This is a genomic window from Enterococcus sp. M190262, from assembly GCF_005843965.1.
Lineage (GTDB): Bacteria > Bacillota > Bacilli > Lactobacillales > Enterococcaceae > Enterococcus_D > Enterococcus_D gallinarum.
Map to the genome: position 1 here is coordinate 3,134,369 of NZ_CP040461.1, position 16,568 is coordinate 3,150,936.

Sequence of the window (16,568 nt, forward strand, 5' to 3'; positions counted from 1 at the left end):
AAAACCTGCTTTTGCAAGCAACTTAATTGCTTTCCACAATTAAATTGCGTACAATCTAATTGTACAAAATCAAAAAAACAGGAGTGAAGTTAGATGAAAAAAATGTATTCTACAAAGATGATCAACACAGGTGGCCGTTCAGGAGAAGTTCATAGTCCTGATCATTCCTTCGAATTATCCATCGCAGCACCTGGTAAACGGGTCGAAAATGCCACTAACCCAGAACAACTTTTTGCCGCTGGTTTTAGTGCTTGTTTCAACAGTGCTCTTGAACTTGTAAAGCAAAGGAAAGGAATTGAGGGCGCATCAACCGTAAGTGCACAAGTTTCACTTTATGCCGAAAATGAAAGTAGTTTTGTTCTAGGAGTAGAGATTGAGGGATTTATAGAAGGTCTTTCATTAGATGAAACACAAGAATTACTAGAAATTGCTCATACCGTATGTCCTTATTCAAAAGCAACAGTCGGCAATATTGAAGTAACCGTCAAAGCTGTTAGTGAGTAGACTTTCCGATACAAAAAAGCTATGATAAGAAGCGTCAGTATAAAAAGGAGTGAGGACATGAATGACTTAGCACTTGAAAACCAACTATGTTTTCCTCTATACGCCGCTTCGAAAGAAATTATCAAGCATTATAAAGGATTACTGGACCCTCTGGACTTGACCTATACGCAATATCTCGTGATGCTCGTCTTATGGGAGCAAGGAACATTGACAGTAAAAGAATTGGGCGATTCTCTGTGTCTGGACTCTGGAACTTTGACTCCGGTTTTAAAGAAACTCGAAATGAAAGGTTATCTTTCAAGAACTCGCAATCAAGAGGACGAACGTTCTTTAAATGTGTCATTGACAGGAAAAGGGCAGCTGCTCCATGATTCTGCGGTGAATATTCCCAGTAAAGTCAAAGACTTCCTGCCATTGTCTCCTACAGAACTAGCTGATTTGCATCGCTTGACGACAAAAATGCTGCATCAGTTTCAGAAAACTAGCTAAAAAAGATTCGACTTACCGGATTGCTCGAAACGTTAGCCGAAAAACTAACTTCTTAAGCGCAGTCCATAAGTCAGATCTTTTTTTGTTGGCTCTCTTTGGACAAGCAAGATCACTGATGGTCTTTTGGCATTGAAAGCTCTTGTTTTTTGGCAGTAATTTTGTCCATTAACATCGCTAACTGCTTTTCTTCGAGACGACCAATCGCCACCTGAAGCATAGCAAAAATCTGATCTTGATTAAGAATCGACTGCAGTACTTCTAATTCAGTCACTTTGGGTTGAAAACGACGTGCTAAAACCGAACCGCTCATTTTGATGCTCGCAACTTCCAGTATGCCTTTATTGACTAATTTTCTGATGACTGATAACGAAGTGTTGCGATTCAAGTTAAAACGCTCACTAAAATCACTGCAACATAGTGGTTCCTGAGCATTCCAAAAACAAATCAGAATCTCCCACTCTTTTTTTGAAAAATTCAAATAATCCATATATGCCCCTTTCTCTTTGCTCATTCCATGAACAATGTTATATAGCTAATTTCCTGAATCCAGTCTAACTGTAACGCTGAATTGAAAAGATTTTTCAGTTATTCTTTATTCATACATCAATGATAATCTATATTTACCATTTTTTCAAAATATTTTTAAGATTATTGAATAAATGAAGCGTAAATTTAAACAAATAAACAGCCGACCACTGATGCTGGTCGGCTGCTCCTTGCGATTTTAGGAAATCATTTATTTGATATTGAAGATAAGGCTTTCATGTTCCTGATCTTTCAAAGAATAACCGCAAGATTCTTTATTTAAATGAGTATAATCGGTTTCGATCATTTGGATGATTTCTTCTTCTGTCAAGAATTCATCTCTTACTAGAATCAATGAGTTCAATAAAACAAACCGTGAATCATACCCAAGTATTTCTGGAAAAAGTTCCCAAAAATTTGAACCATCTATTTGTTGGACAGCACATTTGAAAGAATCAATCAATTGGTGGATGTAAGTATATACCTTAGGGTACTCTACTTCCACAAGGTCAAGCACCTCTTTATCGATCACTTTCTCCAAATAGTCGGCTGTTTCTTTATAGAGCATTAAATCAATCACGCGAATTATCAATCCTTTCATGCGGACAGTTCACAGTCAATCTACTGAAACTTCCTACGTATATATATATCATAAAATCGGCTAAAATTATTCTCATTTTGAGGGAATAACGAAGAAAAAAATGAGAATAACATCACAAAGTATGAGTGAAGCTGAATTATACTCAACAAAACAATGATTTTAGCTAAGAAAAATTTGTTATATATAACGGTAGTATTATTAAAAAAAAGGAGGATTTTTACGGACCTGCTTTAAGAATCAAAAAGGCCCGTAACTTATAAGGCAAACATAGCCAGATAATCTAAGTGTCTTGCATCTGCTATCACAAAAATCACAGTTATCGGGTTTGTTTGCTCTTAGTCACGGACCTGCACCTATTAATGTGCCTGATGATTGACTGAAAGAGATGATGCTGTGCTAGTAGAATGATCATTCTTAGCACGAAGTGCAGATAGAATGGATACTGTATCGATCACTTCTTGTAACAAAGCGCCAAACAACGCTGGGATCACACCCGTGCTGGCAATCAACATTAAAACGATACAAATGAAGATTCCTAGCAACACGGATTGGCGGGCGATTCTCATCGTGTCTTGAGAAATCTGTACGGCTTGAGAGACCTTGCTGAGATCATCTTGTAGTATTACCGCATCTGCTGCTTCTGTTGCAGCACTAGTACCATGGGCTCCCATAGCAATGCCTATATCAGCTGCTGCTAAAGCTGGGGCATCATTGACCCCATCCCCCACCATGATGATCGGGCGTTCAGCTGGTTCTGTTTCTTTTATAACGGCAATTTTTTTTGCCGGCAAGCAGTCTGCTAGAACGGTTTCGATCCCTGATTCAGCTGCGATCTTCCGAGCAACGAATGCTTGGTCACCTGTCAACATGATCGTCTTTTTCAATCCTTGATGACGCAACTGCTCAACCGTTTGTTTGGCTTCCTTGCGTAATGTATCTTCAAAAAAGATCGTTCCTATCCATTGGTCATCTTTCCCAACACAAACATTGGTTTTAGCTTCATCTACACCAACTGCTCCAACAAATTCAGGTTTACCGATTTTGATCTTGTGTCCAGCAACTGTTGCTTCGATCCCTTGCCCTACCACTTCTTTCAAGTTGGTGACTGGCAGCAAAGTCAGCTTTCGTTCCATAGCAGAAGCAACCAGAGAGCGGGCGAGAATATGAGTGGAATCCTGCTCAGCACTAGCCGCAATGCGCAAAAGCTCTTCGACCGATAGTTGATCAGCAGTCACAGTTATTTTTTCAACGTGCAACTTTCCCTCTGTCAATGTGCCTGTTTTGTCAAAAGCGATCGTTTTTGCTTTGGCTAATTTTTCGATCGTGGTGCCGTTTTTCATGACAATCCCATTGCGGCTTGAGCGACTCATGCCTGCTACTAAAGCTACTGGTGCTGCCAAGATTAATGGACAAGGTGACGCCACTACTAGGACTTCCGCAAAGCGGACAGGATCTTTTGATACAAACCAAGCAATCCCCGCAATCACATAGGCTGCCAACGTAAATGGTACGGCATACTGATCCGCTAAACGAACAAAGCGCGCAGGTTTTGCTTCAGATTCTTTGACTAAACGAACAAGAATTTGATATTGGCTATCTGCTGCTTTTTTCGTCACTTCAAAAGTAATCGCAGTTTCCCCATTGACTGAGCCAGACATCAATTCATCACCAGGATTTTTCTCTACAGGTCGTGACTCACCAGTCAAGGATGATTCATCGACAAGGGTATTTCCTTCAGTGACACAGCCGTCGACGGGAACGATTTCTCCCGGGCGGACGATGACCAGATCACCAATAGCTAGTTCTTCAACCGGAACATCTTTTTTATCATTTAGCCGATGGGCGGTCTGTGGAGAACGTTGCAACAGTTGCCGAAGTTCTCGGCTGGCTTGTTTGCTGGCGTATTCTTCCAAACTATCGCCGCCTGTCAGCATGATCAAAACCATCAAACTGGCCCAATATTCGCCAACAGCAAGTGTAGCAACAATGGCTGTGATCGCTAACAGATCCACGCCATATTTTCCTGAACGCAATGTTTGGATCATGTCGATCAACATCGTCAACGCTGTCAATCCGCCGATGATCGCGATCAAACCAAAAGCAATGGGAGGTCGATCAAAGCCAAATTCAGCGATCAACGCCGCAGCTCCTACGCCGATGGCAATCAAAAATTTACTTAAACGATTCATTTTATCCACCTCACCTTTCACCAAAAGCGTACCACTTGCAGGAACGAAATGAAACAAAAAACCGTTAAATGAGAAAGAGAATCGTTAACGTAGCAGGCTTTCAAGCCGTTTTCAAAGTTCATCCGCCTCATTGTAGATAAACCCACTGCTGGTGTTTTAAGGTAGCACGTCAAATCTCCCGAATCATTCATACCCAAGAAAATAGGCTATCAGCGGTCACTGATTGCTTTGAGAGGAGAACAGCGTTATCTCGGACATAAACCCGTTGTCCATGTATAATTGATAGTAAGAGATTGATGAAACATCGATAAAATTGCAAAGGAGACGGATCAAATGAAAAAACACTGTAGGTGCGGGAAAAAACTAGATGGCGCTGAAACGAAATGTGCTGCTTGCAAACAAAGCAAAAAACAAAAAATCGAGTCACTTGAGAAATTTGTCAAGTATGGCAGTTTTGCCTTGGCTGCCCTTTCTTTAGTACTAAAAGTAGTCAAAGATCGGGAAAGCTGAGTTCTTATCCTTAGACAGACAAAAAAACGCCGAAATGGCGTTTTTTTGTCTGTCTTTCTGACCAACGTGCATTAGTCTGTGATCGTGCTGTCTAACTGCCAATTGACTTTTCCTTGATAGGTTCCTGGGGAAAGGGTCTCTATCTTAGGGGCAAACCGTAAATAACAATTATACTGACTTAAATCGAGAGAGAGATCTTTATCGCTAGGCGTCTGCTCAAAAAGTACTTTTTTATCTGAAGTAATGGTGCAAAACAATGAATTATCAGTAGAATCGTATAGAACTAGTTGGACTTCATCAGCCAATGAGGCGCCACTATTCATAAATGGGGTGGTTTGTCCCGATAATTTCCATGTACCTTCACTCGTATTGCTGATTGCGAGAGGCTTGCTGGTTGTTGCAATTGGAACTTTTATTGATACCAAGCCATTAGAATCCATTGCTCGAGCCAACTCGTTGATTGTGACTGTTGTTCCTTTGAAAGATTCTGGGACTGATTTTAATTCGACGATTCCTCGAAAATCAATGGCAAAGTAATGGATTGCTGATGAATTGCCTTCTGTGTCAACGACATATGTTGCAAAATAATAGGTAGTCCCTGGGGAAAGATCACTCGTCTCTGACTCTAAAGTGTAGTGAAAGGGATCTGACAAATCTGTTCGTTCAAGAACTGTTTTTAGAGTAAAGTCTTCTTCCTGTAATTCCTTCTCTTGTGAAAATAAATCACTTATAAATAATTGCGCCTGCGTAGAATTACTATCTTCCACAGAGATGTCAGTATAGGCATTTCGATTTTGTCGAAGGATCGGCGCAGTTTTCTGCGCTTCTGACATTGTGGCTTGTCCGCTGGTCAATGTTGGTGGGAGTTTGCCTTTTACCGTATAAAAATGGGTAGCGGCTCCTCCTGAAGTAAAACTGGATATAAAAGCATTTCCACTAAAGGTAGTCTCAACTGGTATTACTTCATCAATATTCGCATCTATAGGGGTCCCACTATACTTGACCCTAAAATGAACAATATAGACATTCCCTTTTTCCAATTTCGGCAATACTACACTTATTTGTCCTGTCTCTCTTATATATTCGATTGGGGACCCCCCATCAGGAAAACCGTTGATCATGGTATCTTCTGGTTTACCAAAATAGACAGTATCTTTCACGGATACATTATCTGGAAGTGTAAGTTTGAGTTTAATCCCTGGATTCAAACTTGATAGATCGCTTGTTTGTTTAAAATCAATATAGGTTGCATAAGTAATCTCTTTACTTGCATCCACTTCAATTGGTTTATCCATTACTGTTCCCGTGTCCAGCATAAACTGATCTGGCTCTCTTTGGAAGACGCCCGTTCGCATATCAATTTCGACTAGACCTTGAACATCGACGAAAGCGACTGCTTTGTTTTGGGCAAATCCGCCATTGGCACCGGTAAAACCAAAATAAACTGGCGCCGAATTTGTTAAATTAAGATTGTTTTTAAAAGTATCATCGACAGGAATCGATACATCTACATTAAAATCTGGAACAGCATAATGAAACTGTTGCGTAGATTCATTGTATTCCACGATAAAGGTATGCCAATTTCCATCGGAAATGTCCGTAACGCCAACCGTGTTATAGTGATTTAAGACTTTATCCACCATCAGCCAGCCGTCTGTCGTATAAGAAGCATCGGAACCAGGGTAAGACCAAGCAATATGGTGTCCCTTTGTTGTCACATCACGATCCATCATCCGATCAGTAGCAAGGATACCGCCATTATTGTTGTAATATGTATCAAATTCAATTGCGATACTATTTGCGATTGCGCCTTGACTAAGTGGGTCTGTTCCAGAAATATTCGACCAAACTCCAATTGTTGAACCAGCTTCTGAAGCTAGTGCTTGAGGCCCGCTACTTTGCATCACAAAAGCCAGTCCATCGCTATCATTAGCCGTATTCTCAATATAGAAAGCCATTTCCAAATGGAAATCTCGTGTGAAAGAAATCGGATTGTTGAACCAAACTGCCCCGCTAGAATTTATGGTTGTGTCATTGATTTGAACGTAGTTATGCCCTTCTACACCTTGCAATGAACCTGCTTTACCTGCAGTAGAGATCATTACTTGATTAATTGGTAAAGTAGCAAAGTCCGGCGCAGTGACCGCCGCAAAGACTGTTTGCTGTCCTTGCAACAGCCAAAAAGTTCCTATAAAAAGAAGCGATAAACAAAAAGATTTTAGCATTTTTTTCATTCTTCTCACTCACTTTCATCGGAGTTTTTACGCCGCTTCACTAACAAGAAAAGGATGATTGCAATCAATAGAATGATTATAGCAATCAATAGATAGAACAGAAAATTTCTTTGAGCGATAGCCGCTGCATTTATCGTAGTTCGGTTGACAGCTTTTGCTGCTTGACGATCGATAACGACCTTATCATCAAAAACCCATGTGCCTCGCTGAGAGGATAATTCGATGCGAATCGTATAAGTGCCCGGTTTGAGTTCTTCTTGTTCAAATTCACTATAGAGATCTAAGACAGAGTTTTGTGCGAATTGAAAATTTTCTGACTTAAAGCCACCGACAATAGCTTGATTCTTATCACGTATCGTCGTATTCACAGAAATATTCCCAAATGCGACGGGACGAATATTACTGATACTGCTTTTTAAAGTTGGCTTGCCATTTTTTTCGACTGCTTTAGTTTCAACTAGTTTTAAATCTGGCTTTGGCAGCTCTTGTAGACTTTGACGCATTCGTACCCCTAACTGCAACTGATAGTTTGATTCCAAACTTGCATCAGCTTCGTGAGCAGTTTCTTGAGGTTTGACTTCTTCGAACAAAAAAGCCCCTAAGATTTCTCCGTCAAACACTGTTTCCTTTAAATCAAGTGTAAAAATCACCTTTCGTTCCTCACCAGATTTTAGGCGTACTTCTTGAATGGGGTTTGAAACAAAGCTAGTAAAAGACTTACCTCCATAGTCTTCGGCCGTTTTCTTTCGTTGATAACTGATGATTCCAGTGGAAGCAGAATAACTATTCAGTGCATCAGCGGTGATCGTTATCTCTTCGGAACTCGTATTGTGTACGGCGATAATCAATTCCTGAACAGTCTCTTTATTTACCAGCAAATCGAAATAAGTTGCTTCACTTGCTTGATTTTGGGGAAGTTCTGGTATAACAGTAAATCTGGTGGTCTCAGCATAACCACGAGTCACAGGAAAATAAACAAAGCTGATAAATAAAAAGATCCATACTGCATTCTGAAGAAGTCTTCTCATTGTCATCCATCCTATTACTGTGCTTGATAAGAATTAGATAATGTCCACGTAATCGTTCCTGTATAGTCACCACCATAAACATTTTGTTGGGGAACGGTCAACGTTGTGGTCGAAAAATCAAAGGTATTGATTGCTAACCCAGTTGCGCCATCTGCGGTTGCTACTGAAGTAGGATCGGTAGCTCCAGCAACCAATTCAGCATTTGCTGATAAAGCTGCATCTCCTGCTGTTTCGGTACCTTTTAGTGTAATCTTTGCATTTGCTAATTCTTTTTGATCGGCATTCGAGATTTTTGATAATTTTGCTGTTAATTGCCAACCAACTGTGTTTGGACCACGAAAATCAGAAACAGATGACGTTTCATTTGATACCGTGGTGATCACTTTCTCTTGTTGAGCGAAATCTGCGATATTCCCAGTACCAAAATCAAAATTTGAAACACTATCAAGGGACAAAATCCCTGGATTGATGGTTAGTGATGCTTCACTGGTCATTGAAGTAGATGGATTTGCTTCCGCAGCTAAACCAGTCACTGGGACCCCTAAACTACTTATTCCTAAAATACCTAATGCCAACACCATTTTTTTCATAAGTCATTCCTTCTTTTTTGTTTATTAAACAAGATGCCAATTTTCTGGCAATACTTTCATTTTTTCAACCACAAAAAAATGATTGTTTCTTCATCGCCTCACATTGACTTCTCATTTGTACTTAGTATAATCAAAAATACCAAAAAAACAGATCACAAAACCTTACAAATAGGCTTCATATTTTGCGTAAAAATGGAGCAAAAAAGGAGAATACTGATGTACCGAGAGTTCATTTCTCCCGCAGAGGAAAAAAAGCTTGATATATTCAAAGCAGTATGTAACACCAATGGAATCAGCTTATTAAAATTATCAAGAGTATTGAAAATCCCCATCAAAAGCTTGCAAAAACATATCTACTTTTTGAATGAAGACTTGAAATATCTGTCCGTCAACCTTTGTCTCGCCAAAAATTCCTACAACCAATATTGTATCGAAAGAAATGGAGATAGTGCCGAACCTTCTTATTCACAGCTGGTCTATCATTACTTGCTCAGTTCTCCACAATATCAACTGGTTCAGTACCTTATTGGGCATACAGATTCTTCAATGTCCCAGTTATGTTCGGATCTTCACGTTAGCCAATCTCACATGTATCGTCTGATAAAAAAAGTCAGTCTAATATTAAAGAAATTTCACCTCTCAATCTATTCCAATGAAGAAAATATTGTCGAACTTGCTGGAAGAGAGTTGGATATCCGCATCTTTATTTATAGTTTTCTTACGCAAAGTGCACCAACCGAGTTTCAGCTTTTATCTGATCAATATATAACAGAATTCGAGCAATTCAACAGCTTTTTTGATGCTACTCTCTTAGATCAGTTGACTAAAAATAAATTGTTTGCCTTTTGGAAAACAATTACCATCCGACTTTCTCAAAAGAAATATTTGCCTGAAATCGAGAAAAAAGCTCAAGCACTCTTGAACTTTTACTCCTTTTTGCCGATGGAAGTTCTCGATTCGTTCTTTTTCTCCAAAACTAATTTAGATAAACGGATCGCTCAAGCCGAATACTTGTATTTAAATTTCTTTTTGCATATTTTCCTTCCTGCAGTTGTTGATCGCCAAAAGATTCAAGAGAGTATTGCGCTGGTTTACCAATCAAAAAAGCCTCTCGTTCATTTTTTTATTGATATGATCGAAGATTGGCGACAAAAATTTGTGCCGACTATGAAGCAAGATTCATTTGACCAGCTTCTAAACAGTTGTCTCTTATTTTTTAATCTATCGATTTTTATCGATGTTGATTTGCTGAAAGTTTGGAATTTAGACTATAACTTGCCCGATGAAAGTTCGATTGACAACAATAGTCAAACTTATGCAGCAATTGCTCACTTGTTAACAGAACATGTCAATACCTTTCCAAACAATGATTTAGACAAAGAATTCTTTCACCGTAAACAATTGCGCTATCTTGCCCAACTACTCTATCTGGAAACCACCATGCATGAAAGTCCAACTATTCGGATTTACATTCGAACAACGATTCAATATCGAACCAAAATGCTGATAGAAGCCCGTATCCGATCCATCTACTCAGAGAAGTCGGTCTCATTCACTAAAGATATCGAAGGGGCGGACTTGATTATTACCGACAATTACGAAGAAGTAGCGATAACGGAAAAGCTTCTGCTACTCTCAGATATACTTAATATGTATGAATGGGAATCTTTGTTTGCAAAAATCAATCAAGTAATTACCAAAAAAATGTTTGCCCTAACTTGCAAATCCTCTTGTTGAAACAAATTTTTTATCATGATTCCATAAAAAAAGCGAAGCTGAAATATCAGATGGGTTCCTTGCTAAAGCAATGCAAGGCCTCTGTATTTCTTACTTCGCATTTTTTATTGTCGTAAGCGTTTTTTAACAACGGGTTTTAAGCAAAGAAGCTTCCGCCTGTTACACTATAGACTTGTCCTGTGACATAGCTGGCTTCATCTGACGCTAAGAAAACATAAACTGGCGCTAATTCAACGGGTTGGCCAGCCCGTTTTAATAATTCTTTTTGTCCAAACTCAGGGATCGCTGATTGTGGTTGTCCTCCTGAAATTTGTAGTGGTGTCCAGATTGGTCCTGGTGCTACAGTATTCACGCGAATACCTTTTGAACTCAATTGTGCTGCCAATCCTTTACTAAATGAAGTGATCGCTCCTTTGGTTGCTGCATAGTCTAACAGATGAGCACTAGGTTCTGCACTTTGGATGGAAGTAGTGGTAATGATACTGCCGCCAGCCGGTAAATAATCCAGGGCTTCTTGAACTGTCCAATACATGGAGATGATATTCGTTGTAAATGTGTCCGTGATTTGTTGGGTGGTCAAATCTTTAATATCTTTGACCGCTTGTTGCATACCTGCATTCAAGACCAAAATATCTAAACCATCCAACGCTTTCGCTGCATCATGAACCAACTGACGCGCAAAAGATTCGTCTTTCAAATCGCCAGGAATCAATACAGCTTTTTGACCTGCTTCTTCGATGATAGTCTTCACTTCTTGGGCATCTTCTTCTTCAAAAGGCAAGTAGTTGATAGCCACATCCGCGCCTTCTTTAGCAAAGGCAATGGCTGCTGCACGACCGATGCCTGAATCCCCGCCTGTGACTAATGCTTTGCGGCCTGCTAATCGTCCTGAACCATTGTAGCTAGTTTCACCACAATCTGGTACTGGCTGCATTTTTCCTTGGACCGCTGGTGCTTCCTGTTCCTGCTTTTCAAATGTGCCGTTATAGTACTTCGTTAATGGATCATTGATTTTTTTTGACATGTTCATTTCCTCCTTATTTTTTTCATGCTCGTCATGTAGAACCATGACCTTACTTAAAAGTGTAGAGGAATGTTCATGAAATGAAAAACGAAACGCTCACTTCATGGAAAAATGCGTTTTTCTTGCAATTTTTGAAAAAAAGGACCACGAATCCTTAAGGATTCGCGGTCCTTTGATTTATTTTGCGATTATTGTTAATAGCGCGTCACGGAGAGCCTCATAATCAGATGCTGTTTGTAGGAACAGATCTGGCTGACTTTGGTGACTATCTACCATCCATTCTTGACTATTGGGATTTGTCAAAAAAGTATCCAGTAAGTCTGCTGTCTGTTCTGGCTGCTGTCTTTCAGCTTGTTTGACTAGATAGAAATCTTCGATTCCCCGCTGTAACTGTTTGTAGCGTAGCGACAGTGCCAAATGTCCCGAGTAAGCTGGATAGATCAAGCACATATCGCCGATCGGCAGCGAACTCGTATTGTAGCGAATATCTTCCCGCGCGTTTTCCGGCCAACAATTATAAGCCCAGCGTAAAAGCCCATTGGTTTTAAAATGGTGGGCCAAGACCCCTTGAACGCGAGTTTCAAGTAATGGACTATGGAGGAATGTATTCGGCTTGTCTGGGTAATTGCAGACATAATACTGGGTTTTTCCTGAATGACTTTGACTCAACTCTTGGTAATGATTGCAGGTACAGTAATAAGAAGTCACTGGATAATCAACCAATGGCAAAAGTTCCGTCAAGACATCCTCTTTGTCAAAAGCGACTTTGACTTGCAGCGTCTCATCGATTGCTTTTAATTCAGCAAGCGACTCTTTGAACAGGTTGATCTGATGTTTTTTTGGTTCATCGGAAATGATCCGGACTTTTTTCCAGACACCCAGCTCTTTAAAGTGGGCAAAAACTTGTCTAATGTAGTTTTGCAAATCTGCTTTCTGCTGAATAAACATCATTTTGCCAGTCGCTTCATCTAAGTAACGAACCACTAATGCCTCCGGATAATCAATAGGCACTACCGGGAAGAAAGGCGGCTGCCAAACACCTAACAGACCAAAAACATCGATCTCTTGATCAATCCCTGCTTGAAAGAAACAATTCAAATACCGATCCAAGACAGAAAAATCACAGGTGATAGCCCCTGAATCTGTCTTATTGACGTTGATCATTGAATACTCATAGAGATTCGCAGGATAGTCTTTGACGATATAATTAAACCAACCTTTCCAGGGAATTTCACCGGCAATCACAGTAATCGCCTTTTGACCGATTTTGGCCAAACTTGCTGCCATTTCCTCTAACAGACAGAAGTGTTGTTCACTCCATAGCGGTACATCATAAGTTCGCGCAAGAATCGATGGCTGTTGCCAAACATCTAAGTTAAAGCCATCGCGGTAATCTGCCGGAAATTCAAATGCGGAAACTTCCACCGTGATTTTTTTGCTTAAAACAAGTGAATCAGCGCCGGCCAATTGGGCGCGGTAAATAGCGATCTCCACTGGATAGCTGCCTGCTGCAATGGACTGATCCAATGGGAATTCTAAATAAACTGTAGCCATCCGATCTCCTGGATAGGTTTTGGCTGTTTGATCCAGCAATTTATCTGCAAAATCGATTTCCTGCTGTCCAGTATAATAGCCGACAAATTGACTCGTAACCGGCAATTCGCTAGTAATTTCGATCCGGTACATAGGGATCTCGATTTCGTCAGGGATCGCAAATTCACGTCCTAAAACAAAGTGGTTTCGCTTGCCATCATGCAGTAACAGTTGACAAGCGGCAAAACTATTTTTGCACCCTTTCACCGTTGATAGTTCAGCTGGCACCTCAGCAAAAGGTGTCGTGGCTGCTTTATAACTTTCATGAACGAGCCAGGCTTTCATTCTATTTCTCCTCTCCTTGGATCCACCAGCTGCGCAACTAACTGATCACATTGTGCTTGTGAGAAACGTTCCGGAATGATGGCAGTCAACTGTTGCAAACTGAAGTTTTTTACGATTTTGAAGGTACTCTTCTCTTGCCAACTTGGAAAACTGTTGACTAATAAGGCGCGATTTTTCGGTTCTTTGATCAAGGCTGCAATGGGCCATTCAACAAGCGCAGCTGGCATTTCACCTGTCGATGATTCCGCCCAGTTGATCTCCATCCATTCCACGCACTCGTTAAACCAGCGTCCAAAACGGGGATCGACCATTTCTTCTCGATTACCGAAACGCTCCGTTGCCAATGAAAGACCGTGTTTGCCTTTTTGAAAAAGATGCGTTTCGAAAGGCACATCATTTTCTTCCAACGCCCGCAGATATAAAAGTGAATTCTCAATTGGTACCACATTGTCTTCAAACGTCGAAAAGACAAAAGTAGGCGGCGTTTCTGGCGTCACACAAGTTTCTAATGACGGGGCTTTGATCTGCATAACTTTTGCAAAAGATTGTAAGATCGCAGGATAACCTAAAATACAAAGACTCGGTTTTCTCTCAGAAAGCGTTGATAATGCAGCTGCCAGATGACCACCGGCAGAAAAACCAATCACGGCGATTTTCTCTGCATCGATCGAAGGCCATGCTCCATCACTCAATTCGGTGATTTTAGCTAGTGCTTCTTGCGCATCTTGTAAGGAAGTGTCAAAACTGCGAAACTCCCCGACATGATAACGAAGCACCCCCGCATGGTAGCCTTGAGCAAGAAAATTCAATGCAATGGGTTCCGCTTCCCGTTCGCTACAAAAGGAATAGCCTCCTCCGGGAATCACTAAAATGAATGGTCGTTTGCCGACACGGGCAAACTCAGGCTTTTCTTCATGAAGGTAGACGGTTAATCCTGCCCCTGCTGCTTCATCGAAAGAGTATTCTTGGATGTACATAACTTACTCTCCTAATCCATTTTGTGCAATCACTTGTTGGTACCAGTAAAAACTATCTTTTTTCACTCGGGCTAAATCCAACAAATCATCTTCTGTGCGATTGACATAAATAAAGCCATAACGTTTTGTGATGCCTTCATGGGTACTGATCAAATCGATCGCACTCCAAGGACAATACCCAATCACTTCGACGCCATCTTTGACGGCTAATTCCATTTGAGCAATATGCTGCTGCAGAAAATCAATGCGGTATTGATCGTGCACCTGTCCATCTTCTGTTAAAACGTCTTTGGCTCCGATACCGTTTTCGGTGATCAAAATCGGCAACCGATAGCGAGAATAAACTTCATTCAATGTGAAACGGAACCCTTCTGGGTCAATGGGCCAGCCAAATTCTGTCATGGGCAGATTTTTATTTTCAACTGCTTGGAAGAATCCTGGAATTCCAAAGCCTGATTGCTGATCGATTTTATTTTCTTTCTGATAATAACTGCTGACGGTCATCGTGTTGTAGTAATTCAATGCAATATAGTCACAAGTGCCGTCAAGAAGGATTTCTCGATCTTCTGTTGTAACTTCTGGTGCGGCACCAATGGTTTCCAATAAGTGACAAGCATTGTGATTGTATTTCCCAAAAACAGCCACATCTAAGAATAGCCAATTTCTTAATGCGCTCATGTATAATGCGGCCATTTGATCTTCAGGTTTGTCCGAAGCCGGATATACACTGGCAATATTTGGTGCTGGTCCAATCTTTCCGGTAAAGTTTCCGGCATGGAATTGCTTCGTGACTAACGCTTGTGCCACCAGCATATGATGGTTTTCTTGGAATTTTTCTTTCATACTCTTTTGGCTTGTACCGATGACAGAACCAGCTAATGCCATCACATTTTGTTCATTGATGGTTTGCCACAATGGTACTTTGTCACCAAAGTGTTCAAACAGCACTTGGCAGTAGTCTGCAAAGGCCTGAATCGTTTCCCGATTTTCCCACCCCCCTTGTTCAGCGATATAAACCGGCAAGTCAAAATGGAACACTGTGACGACCGGCTGAATCTCGTTTTCAAGCAGTAAATCGATCAATTTCTGATAGAATGCCAAACCTTCTGGATTAACGACGCCATTTGGCATGACACGACTCCATGAAATAGAAAAACGGTAGGCTTTCATGCCTAGTTCTTTGAACAATTTGACATCTTCTTCATAGCGATGATAATGATCCGAAGCCACTTTAAAATCTGTGGTTCCAGCAGGAATCTCTTTGACATCTTGGACAGAAGGACCTTTTCCATCTGTATCCCAAGCCCCTTCTACTTGATAGGCACTGGTTGATGCCCCCCATAAAAAATCATTTGGAAATTTACTCATACATTTACCCCTTTACCGCGCCAATCAAATTTGCATCTGCCTGAAACTTGGCCGCTTCGATGTTGATTGGTCGTAATGTTTGTTCAATGATTGGTGCTGCTTTTAGTAGCCGCTGATAGCAGCTTTGGATAGTTTCAATTAGTTTCGGCTGTTGGCTGATCCCGCCGCCAATCACGATTTTGTCGATATCCAAAAGGCATTGGATGTCAAAGCAGAGAACGGCGACCTCTTGGCAATAGCCAAGAAAGAGATCCTTTGCCATTTGGTTATCAGAGTCCGTCAATGTTTGAAACACAGTCGGTCCATCGTTTGAGACTTGTAATGCTTCCGCTAATTTTTGAATCAATCCAACAGCGGAGAGCCCGACACCAACAAATGAATCTGGACCTGTAATGCGCCGGTCTCGGATCATAAAGCTGACTTCTCCTGCTTGATAGTGACTCCCTTTGTAAAGCTGACCATTGATACACAGTCCAACACCCACGCCGGTCCCTAAAATAATCGCTGCTCCATTGGATACATTTTGTAAATGCCCCCAAGTCATTTCTCCTAATGTGGCTGCCTTGGCATCGTTCTCGACGGATACTTGGTAATCTTCCGTAAGATCGAGGTTTCCAATTAGCTGACCTAAGTTGACTTCATTTAGATAAGGCAATGCGCCACCAAAGAAGACAGTACCGGATTCGTTGACCGAACCTGGTACTGAAAAAGCGATTTTTTTAAATGAGTGGCTCTCTGAATAACTGGTGACGATTGTTTCCAGCAACTCAGAAAATTCTTCGAGAGACTGAGGTGTTGGGAAATTGTTCTTTTCTGTGACGATATCTTGCTGGACCAATCCTGATTTGATTTTCGTACCGCCGATATCGATACTTAAATGACTCATTCTTCCCACTTCCTTTGATTACGCTTAA

At 40.8% G+C, this 16,568-nt stretch carries 15 protein-coding genes; 4 read left to right on the plus strand and 11 right to left on the minus strand.

The window, feature by feature from the left end; genetic code table 11:
• Positions 1 to 93: 93 nt before the first annotated feature.
• Positions 94 to 504: an Ohr family peroxiredoxin gene (locus FE005_RS14830; protein WP_138372087.1), complete on the plus strand. Its 411-nt coding sequence runs from the start codon at positions 94 to 96 to the stop codon at positions 502 to 504.
• Positions 505 to 561: 57 nt separating this feature from the next.
• A complete protein-coding gene (locus FE005_RS14835; RefSeq protein WP_003126119.1) occupies positions 562 to 993 on the plus strand; it encodes a MarR family winged helix-turn-helix transcriptional regulator in 432 nt (143 codons plus the stop codon).
• Positions 994 to 1,102: 109 nt separating this feature from the next.
• Here the strand turns inward: FE005_RS14835 and FE005_RS14840 are convergent, their stop codons facing one another.
• The 3 genes from FE005_RS14840 to FE005_RS14850 all read right to left on the minus strand — a co-directional run bounded on the left by FE005_RS14840 (position 1,103) and on the right by FE005_RS14850 (position 4,308).
• The gene (locus FE005_RS14840) at positions 1,103 to 1,480 is read right to left on the minus strand and encodes a hypothetical protein (protein WP_021149994.1); all 378 of its coding nucleotides are present in this window, start codon (positions 1,478 to 1,480) and stop codon (positions 1,103 to 1,105) included.
• A gap of 249 nt (positions 1,481 to 1,729) precedes the next feature.
• Positions 1,730 to 2,119 carry a hypothetical protein gene (locus FE005_RS14845; RefSeq protein ID WP_003126117.1) on the minus strand — a complete coding sequence of 130 codons (390 nt, stop codon included), beginning with the start codon at positions 2,117 to 2,119 and terminating at the stop codon, positions 1,730 to 1,732.
• 356 nt (positions 2,120 to 2,475) lie between these two features.
• Positions 2,476 to 4,308, minus strand: a complete 1,833-nt coding sequence (locus FE005_RS14850) for a heavy metal translocating P-type ATPase (RefSeq protein ID WP_138372088.1) — start codon at positions 4,306 to 4,308, stop codon at positions 2,476 to 2,478.
• 333 nt (positions 4,309 to 4,641) lie between these two features.
• On the opposite strand from FE005_RS14850, the gene FE005_RS14855 reads away from it, so the two are divergent.
• Positions 4,642 to 4,818 (plus strand): hypothetical protein, encoded by a 177-nt coding sequence (locus FE005_RS14855; protein ID WP_005471055.1) that lies wholly within the window; start codon positions 4,642 to 4,644, stop codon positions 4,816 to 4,818.
• A 71-nt stretch (positions 4,819 to 4,889) separates the two neighbouring features.
• On the opposite strand, the gene FE005_RS14860 is transcribed toward FE005_RS14855, so the two are convergent.
• Genes FE005_RS14860 through FE005_RS14870 form a run of 3 tightly spaced genes read right to left on the minus strand, consistent with a single transcriptional unit; the run spans position 4,890 to position 8,670 of the window.
• Positions 4,890 to 7,052, minus strand: coding sequence for an L-type lectin-domain containing protein (locus tag FE005_RS14860; RefSeq protein ID WP_175413562.1), 2,163 nt, complete (start codon positions 7,050 to 7,052; stop codon positions 4,890 to 4,892).
• A gap of 5 nt (positions 7,053 to 7,057) precedes the next feature.
• A complete protein-coding gene (locus FE005_RS14865) occupies positions 7,058 to 8,080 on the minus strand; it encodes a DUF916 and DUF3324 domain-containing protein (protein ID WP_103299609.1) in 1,023 nt (340 codons plus the stop codon).
• 14 nt (positions 8,081 to 8,094) lie between these two features.
• Positions 8,095 to 8,670 carry a WxL domain-containing protein gene (locus FE005_RS14870; protein WP_081131666.1) on the minus strand — a complete coding sequence of 192 codons (576 nt, stop codon included), beginning with the start codon at positions 8,668 to 8,670 and terminating at the stop codon, positions 8,095 to 8,097.
• Positions 8,671 to 8,886: 216 nt separating this feature from the next.
• On the opposite strand from FE005_RS14870, the gene FE005_RS14875 reads away from it, so the two are divergent.
• On the plus strand, positions 8,887 to 10,407 hold the full coding sequence (locus tag FE005_RS14875) for a helix-turn-helix domain-containing protein (RefSeq protein ID WP_103299607.1): 1,521 nt from the start codon (positions 8,887 to 8,889) through the stop codon (positions 10,405 to 10,407).
• A 136-nt stretch (positions 10,408 to 10,543) separates the two neighbouring features.
• Here FE005_RS14875 and FE005_RS14880 read toward each other — a convergent pair whose 3' ends face one another.
• The 5 genes from FE005_RS14880 to FE005_RS14900 form a co-directional block, all read right to left on the minus strand.
• Complete coding sequence (locus tag FE005_RS14880) at positions 10,544 to 11,431, minus strand: SDR family oxidoreductase (RefSeq protein ID WP_003126107.1); 888 nt, start codon at positions 11,429 to 11,431, stop codon at positions 10,544 to 10,546.
• A 177-nt stretch (positions 11,432 to 11,608) separates the two neighbouring features.
• Positions 11,609 to 13,309: a DUF4091 domain-containing protein gene (locus FE005_RS14885; protein WP_138372090.1), complete on the minus strand. Its 1,701-nt coding sequence runs from the start codon at positions 13,307 to 13,309 to the stop codon at positions 11,609 to 11,611.
• Positions 13,306 to 14,286: an alpha/beta hydrolase gene (locus FE005_RS14890; RefSeq protein WP_138372091.1), complete on the minus strand. Its 981-nt coding sequence runs from the start codon at positions 14,284 to 14,286 to the stop codon at positions 13,306 to 13,308. The genes FE005_RS14885 and FE005_RS14890 overlap by 4 nt, the downstream gene beginning before the upstream one ends.
• 3 nt (positions 14,287 to 14,289) lie before the next feature.
• Positions 14,290 to 15,654, minus strand: coding sequence for a glycoside hydrolase family 1 protein (locus tag FE005_RS14895; RefSeq protein WP_138372092.1), 1,365 nt, complete (start codon positions 15,652 to 15,654; stop codon positions 14,290 to 14,292).
• A gap of 4 nt (positions 15,655 to 15,658) precedes the next feature.
• Entirely contained in the window at positions 15,659 to 16,540 is an 882-nt protein-coding gene (locus FE005_RS14900; protein WP_138372093.1) for an ROK family protein, read from the minus strand.
• Positions 16,541 to 16,568 lie beyond the last annotated feature (28 nt).

Bases quoted from the DNA above. Each gene is read 5' to 3' on its own strand.
- FE005_RS14895 (WP_138372092.1), bottom strand. From the start codon at position 15,654: ATGAGTAAATTTCCAAATGATTTTTTATGGGGGGCATCAACCAGTGCC.
- FE005_RS14850 (WP_138372088.1), bottom strand. From the start codon at position 4,308: ATGAATCGTTTAAGTAAATTTTTGATTGCCATCGGCGTAGGAGCTGCG.
- FE005_RS14865 (WP_103299609.1), bottom strand. From the start codon at position 8,080: ATGAGAAGACTTCTTCAGAATGCAGTATGGATCTTTTTATTTATCAGC.
- FE005_RS14855 (WP_005471055.1), top strand. From the start codon at position 4,642: ATGAAAAAACACTGTAGGTGCGGGAAAAAACTAGATGGCGCTGAAACG.
- FE005_RS14860 (WP_175413562.1), bottom strand. From the start codon at position 7,052: ATGAAAAAAATGCTAAAATCTTTTTGTTTATCGCTTCTTTTTATAGGA.
- FE005_RS14880 (WP_003126107.1), bottom strand. From the start codon at position 11,431: ATGTCAAAAAAAATCAATGATCCATTAACGAAGTACTATAACGGCACA.
- FE005_RS14835 (WP_003126119.1), top strand. From the start codon at position 562: ATGAATGACTTAGCACTTGAAAACCAACTATGTTTTCCTCTATACGCC.
- FE005_RS14900 (WP_138372093.1), bottom strand. From the start codon at position 16,540: ATGAGTCATTTAAGTATCGATATCGGCGGTACGAAAATCAAATCAGGA.
- FE005_RS14845 (WP_003126117.1), bottom strand. From the start codon at position 2,119: ATGAAAGGATTGATAATTCGCGTGATTGATTTAATGCTCTATAAAGAA.
- FE005_RS14890 (WP_138372091.1), bottom strand. From the start codon at position 14,286: ATGTACATCCAAGAATACTCTTTCGATGAAGCAGCAGGGGCAGGATTA.
- FE005_RS14840 (WP_021149994.1), bottom strand. From the start codon at position 1,480: ATGGATTATTTGAATTTTTCAAAAAAAGAGTGGGAGATTCTGATTTGT.
- FE005_RS14830 (WP_138372087.1), top strand. From the start codon at position 94: ATGAAAAAAATGTATTCTACAAAGATGATCAACACAGGTGGCCGTTCA.
- FE005_RS14885 (WP_138372090.1), bottom strand. From the start codon at position 13,309: ATGAAAGCCTGGCTCGTTCATGAAAGTTATAAAGCAGCCACGACACCT.
- FE005_RS14870 (WP_081131666.1), bottom strand. From the start codon at position 8,670: ATGAAAAAAATGGTGTTGGCATTAGGTATTTTAGGAATAAGTAGTTTA.
- FE005_RS14875 (WP_103299607.1), top strand. From the start codon at position 8,887: ATGTACCGAGAGTTCATTTCTCCCGCAGAGGAAAAAAAGCTTGATATA.